Source organism: Aquimarina litoralis (assembly GCF_019295435.1).
In the GTDB taxonomy this organism is placed as follows: Bacteria; Bacteroidota; Bacteroidia; order Flavobacteriales; family Flavobacteriaceae; genus Aquimarina; species Aquimarina litoralis_A.
The window spans coordinates 52,374-60,270 of the sequence record NZ_WEKL01000054.1; the positions used below are offsets into that span (position 1 = coordinate 52,374).

The 7,897-nt window shown below is 37.2% G+C and carries 1 protein-coding gene; it reads right to left on the reverse strand.

Translation table 11 applies throughout. The features are described from left to right. Positions 1-53 precede the first annotated feature (53 nt). A partial coding sequence (locus GBO31_RS20600) for a DUF7507 domain-containing protein (RefSeq protein WP_219010363.1) occupies positions 54-7,897 on the reverse strand: 7,844 nt, incomplete at its 5' end.

A 7,897-nucleotide genomic window follows, 5' to 3' on the forward strand; every position in this document is an offset into this window, starting at 1 on the left:
AAATGCTTATTGCTAAAAAGAATCATAAGAATATTCATCAGTTAGAGATATTACTATCGATTGATATATAAATATCCAGTTCTTGTTTTTGATACTCCCGACGTATTTTTGTAAACGAGTACATAGAAATAGGTGCCAACAGGAAGCTGACGTTCTTGACTTACCGTTACTCTACCATTAGATTCTCCTGTGAAATACTGTTGATTTTGACCATAACCAATTGCATCATAAACTAATACACCCCATCTATTGAATATTTTAAGTTCATTATCTGGGAAGTTTTCGATATTTCTTATGATGAATACATCATTATTTCCATCTCCATTTGGAGTAACTGCATTAAATACTTCTAAATCATCTTCTGCACTCGGATCAGAATTATTTGGTTCTAAATAATCAGGAGTCCCATCACCATCAGAATCAAAAGCGTCATCTGACACCATATCACCATTAGGGTCTGGATTTTCATCTTCAGTGAGTATTCCGTCATTGTCGTCATCGATGTCTTGGAAATCATCCATTCCATCGCCGTCAGTATCTTGTGGATTATAATTTACGATTCCATTATCTGGATCGTCTTGTACTTGATCTGGTATTCCATCATCACCAAATGGACCGTCGATAGCTCCATCCCCGTCGCTATCTATTCCATCATGTCCTGCTTCGATATAATCGTAAATACCATCACCATCAGCATCTAGATCCAGACTATCGATAATTCCATCATTATCTGTATCCAAGAAAGGATCTCCGTTTTGTTCTTCGATATCTGTGATTCCATCATTATCATCATCCAGATCGAAAATATTAGGCAGGCCATCTCCATCGGTATCTAAGTAACTTATTGTTGGGTCATCCGGATCTCCGTCATTATCTACATCAATATCAGAACTATCATTTGGATCATCTGAGTCTTCAATAATAGTGATCGTGGAATTTGGAATGGAAGCATTTGCAAAAGCTATGTTTTCTACAAAGCCATTGATCATATCTTGTTCTGCAATGATATGTGTTGCAGTTACAATAAATGTTTCTCCAGGACTTAGTGTTGGTACAGAAGTAGGATCATTTAATACTGCATTTGGATCAATTACATTTACATTTAAAAGGGTTACATTTCCTGTATTAGTAATCGTGATTGTATAGTTAAGAATATCACCAATTTCAGTATAAGTATCACTATCCACTGTTTTTAGAATATCGATTGTGCCTAATTGCGGAGTTGATGTAACCGTAGGATCATCAGGATCTCCATCGCCGTTGGTGTCGTTATCCGTTGGATTATTAGGATCATCAGAGTCATCTGTGATGATACCTCCATTTGTATCCTCTGCCGTCGCTGTAGCTATATTGGTAACAGATCCTGTATCTAAATCTTGTTGTGTTATCGTATGAGCGGCTATTACCGTTACCGTTTCACCAGGAAGTAGTGTAGCTATGTTATCAGGTATTATACTTCCGACGTCTGCGTTGGTATCAGAAATATTGATGTTATTTAATGTTACGTTACCTGCATTAGTAACTTGTAGTGTATATGTAATCACTTCACCCACAGTATCCCACAGCCCATCTGGAGCATTATCTGCTGCTTTAGTCAAACTTAGAGATGGTGTTTGATTTAGGTCTGTATTTGTGATATCATCAGGGTCTCCATCTCCATCGGTATCTATATTCATGGGGTTGTTTGGATCATCAGAGATATCGATTACCAGATTTCCTGACGGACCAACTGCTTCAACAATAGCCGTATTAGATACAGTACCATTATCAAGATCAGCTTGGGTAATAGTGTGTATGGCAGAAGCTGTGATTGTTTCTCCAGGAAGCAGGATAGTAATGTTTTGTGGGGTAATGCTACCAGCATCGGCATTATTATCCGTGATATTAATATTAGTAAGGGTTGTGTTTCCCGTATTTGTTATTACAATTGAATAATTAATTTGCTCTCCAACAGAATCATAAGTCCCGTCCACTGCTGGAAGGGATTCTTTACTAATTGTGATCCCACTTTGTACTGTAAATGTTGTTACTGTATCATCATCTGGATTTCCGTCGTTATTATCGTCTTGATCAGTTGTGTTTGTAGGATCATCAGAGTTATCAGTAATTGTATTTCCATTAGGGTCCTGACCAGAAACAACTGCTGAGTTTGTGATACTTCCAGAATCTACATCAAACTGAGTAATTATATAAGTAGCGGAGAATGTGGTGGTGTCACTTTGTCCAGGAATTAGATCTATTGGACCACCTGTTACATTTACTAAGGGATCATTAATTACGATATCAGTAATTGTAGTGTTTCCTGAGTTGATTACCTCAAAAGTATAGGTGATGGTTTCTCCAACTTGAGCAAACCCATCATTATTTGTATCATTAAACGTTCCTATCTTTAATAAAGTCAACTCTGGGTTTCTGACAAGATCGGTTACTGTTGGGTCATCTGGATCTCCGTCTCCATCTAAATCCTCATTGTTAGGGTTATCAGGATCATCCGAAAAATCGCTAACATCTGTTATGATTCCGCCATCGTCATCTTCACCAGTAACTAAAGCGCTATTGGTAAGATTTCCTGAGTCTATATCAGATTGTTGAATCGTATATAAAGCAGTAAAACTAGTATTGTCTACTTGAGCTGGGTTTAAAGTAATAGGACCTCCCATTACTGGAACAATTGGGTCTGTAATGGTAATATTTGTAATCGTTACATTTCCTGTATTTCTTACATCAAATGTGTATGAAATGGTTTCACCAGCTTGTGGAATTCCATCTCCATTTTCATCATTAAAGTTTGCTGTTTTAAATAACGTAAGTTCTGGATCTCTTGCTAAAGTGGTAACTGTTGGGTCGTTATCATCTGCAGTAGTTGGGTCATCAGAGGTATCACTCACGGATCCTCCACTAGGATCAGAACCAGAACCTGTAGCAGTATTTATAACTTCTCCTGCATTTACATCAGATTGTAATAAGATATAAGTTCCTGTAAAGGTAGTGTTATCTGTCTGTCCTGGAGCTAGATCGATAGGTCCTCCCATAACGGGAATTAAAGGATCCGTAATTGAGATACCTGTTATCGTCACATTTCCAGAATTGGTGACATCAAAAATATACTGAATGGTTTCTCCTGCTTGGGCTAATCCATCATTATTAGTATCAATAAAAACTCCAGTTTTGAATATTGTGAGTTCTGGATTGCTCATCAAAGTTGTTACAGTAGTGTCATCAGGTTCACCATCACCGTTTGTGTCATTATCAGTTGGGTCATTTGGATCATCAGATGTGTCTGAAATTGGATTTCCGTTAGTATCATTCGCAGTAACAATAGCAGAATTAGTAATACTTCCGTTATCAATATCCGTTTGAGTAATTGTATAATTCGCAAAGAATGTAGTTGTGTCATTTTCGGTGGGTGCTAATGAAATTGGGCCACCATTCACTGTTACCAAAGGATCGGAAATACTAATATTACTAAGTGTTACATTTCCGGTATTTATAATATTAAAATTATACGTGATCGTTTCTCCTTCTTGTGGAATTCCATCTCCATTTTCGTCATTAAAGCTTGCTGTTTTTTCAAAAGAAATTGAAGGGTTTTGTGTTATTGTTGTTTCTGTAATATCATCTGGATCTCCGTCTCCATCAATATCAGTATCACTATTGTTATTAGGATCATCGGAAATATCAGATATAGTGTTTCCTGAAGGATCACTTCCTTCTACTGAAGCAGAATTATTTACAATACCAGTATCAATTTCATCTTGTGTAATTGTATGAGTTGCATTTACTGTTATAGATTGACCAGGAGATAAACTGCTAATAATAGCTGGTGAGATACTTCCGATATCTGCATTTGCATCAGAAATAGAAATATTGGTTAACGTAACATTTCCTGTATTCGTCACGGTTAACTCATAGATAATTTGCTCACCAACAGTATCATAACTACCATCAGGGGCTGGCAATTCGGTTTTGATCAGACTAAGTTCTCCTTGTGTAGGGATTGTTGTGTTTGTAATATCATCAGGTTCTCCATCACCATTTGTATCAATATTATCCGAATTATTAGTATCATCAGAAGTGTCAGATATTGTGTTGCCACTAGGATCTAGACCGCTTGCTATTGCACTATTTTGAATTACTCCAGCATCAATATCATCTTGATTGATACTATATATCGCAGTGAATGTGGTATTGTCGCTTTGTCCAGGATCCAGATTAATAGGGTTTCCCGTAACTGTGACTAATGGGTCGCTAACACTTATATTGGTAATTGTAACATTTCCAATATTTGATATATTAAATGTATATAATATTGTTTCCCCTACTTGTGCTAAGCCATCTCCATTTCCATCTTGGAATATGCCCGTTTTTGATATGCTTATTTGGGGGTTAGAATCCAATGAAATAATTGTACTATCATCGGGATCACCATCTCCGTTCATATCAATGTTGTCAGGATTATTAGGATCATCACTAATATCAGTAACAGTTCCTCCATCAGGGTCTTGACCATTTATAGTGGCAGAATTCGTTATGCTTCCGCTATTCAAATCTGCTAAGGTAATTGTATACACAGCACTAAAAGAGGTATTGTCGGATTCATTAGGGTTAAGGTCTATTGGTCCTCCCGTTACAGTAACTAATGGGTCAGAAATAGTAATATTAGATATGGTTACATTTCCTGTATTTCTAATATCAAAAATATAATTTATGGTTTCACCAACTTGAGGAAAACCATCCCCATTTTCATCATTAAAATTTGCTGTTTTCAATAAAGTTAACTTTGGATCTCTAGATAAGGTTGTAATGGTTTCATCATTATCATCAGTAGTAGTTGGATCATCTGAAACGTCTTCAACTAAATTTCCATTTGGATCTGTTCCAGAGCCGATAGCCGAATTGGTTACGTTTCCAGTATTAATATCATCTTGCGTTATGGTGTAAATAGCCGTAAATGTTGTGCTATCAGTTTGTCCTGGAGATAGGTTAATAGGATCTCCATTAATCGTTACTAAAGGATCAAAAATGGTAATCCCAAAAATTGAGACGTTTCCGGTATTAGAAACATCAAAACTATATGCAATCGTTTCTCCCACCTGTGCCAGACCGTCACCATTATCATCTATAAAAACACCAGTTTTACTGATTGTTAATTCAGGATTGGAAAGTAAAGTTGTAATGGTATCATCATCAGGATCTCCATCACCATTCGTATCATTGTCTGTTGGATTATTAGGATCATCAGAGGTATCAGAAATGATACTTCCATCAGGCGCTTCTGATGACGCGGTTGCTGAATTGCTGAAGCTTCCAGAATCAATATCTCCTTGTGTCAAAATATAAGTACCTGAAAAGGTGGTGTTATCTGAAATTCCAGGAGCTAAAATAATGGGGCCTCCATTTACTGTAATTACAGGATCGGAAATCGTAATATTTGTTAATGTTACATTACCGGTATTAACAACTGTGAAATTATAGGTTATCGTTTCGCCTTCTTGTGGGAATCCATCAGCATTTTCATCATTAAAATTAGCTGTCTTTTCTAAAGAAATAGATGGGTTTTGATTAATAGGGGTAATTGTACTGTCATTAGGTGTTCCTGTAGATGGATCATCCGATGTGTCAGTGACTATATTTCCACAAGAATCCATTCCTGAAGCCGAAGCACTGTTTACAACTTGCCCTGCATCTAAATCACTTTGTGTGATTGTATGTGAAGCGTTAACAGTTATAGAACTCAATGGAGGAATAGCACTGATATTGTTAGGTGTTATGCTTCCTGCATCTGCGTTCAAATCGCTTATAACTACATTACTTATTTCAACATCGTTTATATTGTTAATTATAATTTCGTATTCAATTACTTCTCCTACAGTATCATAGTTTCCATCCGCAGCAGGTAAAAATGATTTTGTTATTACTATTTCGGCTTCTGGACTTACGGTTACCGTATAATTGTAAGGATTACCAATACAACCATCTGCACTTGTAGGAGTAATTGTATAAATTACTGTTTGAATTGCACCAGAAGTATTGATAAGAACATCTGTAATAGTATCAGTATTTGCAGGAGTTGTAGTTTCTCCTACTACTTCAGGATTATCATTTGCGACCCAACTAAAAGAGGAATTCATTAAGTTTACATCTGCTCTTAAATCATGGTTTAATGAAATATTACTACAAGTAGTATCAGATGGAGGTGTGCTATTAAAAGGTTCTGGTAATACTGTTATTGTTACTGTAAAAGTGTTTCCATTACAACCATCACTGTTGAAAGGAGTAATTGTATAGATTACATCTTGATTACTTCCAGAAATATTTTCAATACTATCTGTAATAGTAGTTCCATTGCCACTACTAGCACCGCTTGTATTTGGATTTGGAGTCACTATCCAATCAAAAGTAACATTAGGAAGACTAGTTAGATTTGTAAGATCAAAATTTATAGTCGTATCGCTACAAACTACTGCTGAGGTATCTGGAATTTCTAGGGTAGCAGTAACATCGATAGTATAGGTAAATGTATAAACAGAAACATTTCCAGCACAATCCGTGTAGGTAAACGTATATACTTTTTCACCATCACAGATTGGGTCCGTATTTTCAGTAATTACCGGTGTAATATCATTTCCGCAGACATCAGTTACGACTGGTGCGGTCGGTTGTACAGCATCTGCTATATCGTTAACGGTTGCTGTTCCATTAGCAGGAACAACTGGAAGCGTAGTTACTTCGATAGTATATGTAAACGTATATATAGAAGCATTTCCAGCACAATCGGTATAGGTATATGTATATACTTTATCTCCTTCACAAGTAGGGTCTGTATTTTCAGTAATTACCGGCGTGATATCATTTCCACAGACATCCGTTACTGTTGGTGCGGTTGGTTGGGTAGCATCGGCGATACATTCAACGGTTGCGGTTCCATTAGCAGACACAACTGGAAGTGTCGTCACATCAATCGTATAGGTAAATGTATACACAGAAGCATTTCCTGCGCAATCGGTATAAGTGTAGGTATACACTTTATCTCCTTCACAAGTAGGGTCTGTATTTTCAGTAATTACAGGCGTGATATCATTCCCACAAACATCCATTACTGTTGGCGCGGTTGGTTGTATAGCATCAGCGATACATTCAACGGTTGCGGTTCCATTAGCAGGCACAACTGGAAGCGTAGTTACATCAATCGTATAGGTAAATGTATACACAGAAGCATTTCCTGCGCAATCGGTATAAGTGTATGTATACACTTTATCCCCTTCACAAGTAGGATCTGTATTTTCAGTAATTACAGGAGTAATATCATTTCCGCAGACATCGGTTACCGTTGGGGCAGTTGGTTGTGTAGCATCCGCAAGACATTCTACGGTTGCTGTTCCATTAGCTGGTACAACTGGAAGCGTTGTCACATCGATAGTATAGGTAAACGTATACACAGAAGCATTTCCAGCACAATCGGTATAGGTATAGGTATATACTTTATCTCCTTCACAAGTAGGGTCTGTATTTTCCGTAATTACTGGCGTGATATCATTTCCACAGACATCCGTTACTGTTGGCGCGGTTGGTTGTGTAGCATCAGCGATACATTCAACGGTTGCTGTTCCATTAGCAGGTACAACAGGAAGTGTAGTTACATCGATGGTATAAGTAAATGTATACACAGAAGCATTCCCAGCACAATCGGTATAAGTATAGGTATATATTTTATCCCCTTCACAAGTAGGGTCTGTATTTTCCGTAATTACAGGAGTGATATCATTTCCGCAGACATCCGTTACTGTTGGTGCAGTTGGTTGTGTGGCATCTGCAAGACATTCTACGGTTGCTGTTCCATTAGTAGGAACAGCCGGAAGCGTAGTTACATCAATCGTATAAGTAAATGTATAAATGG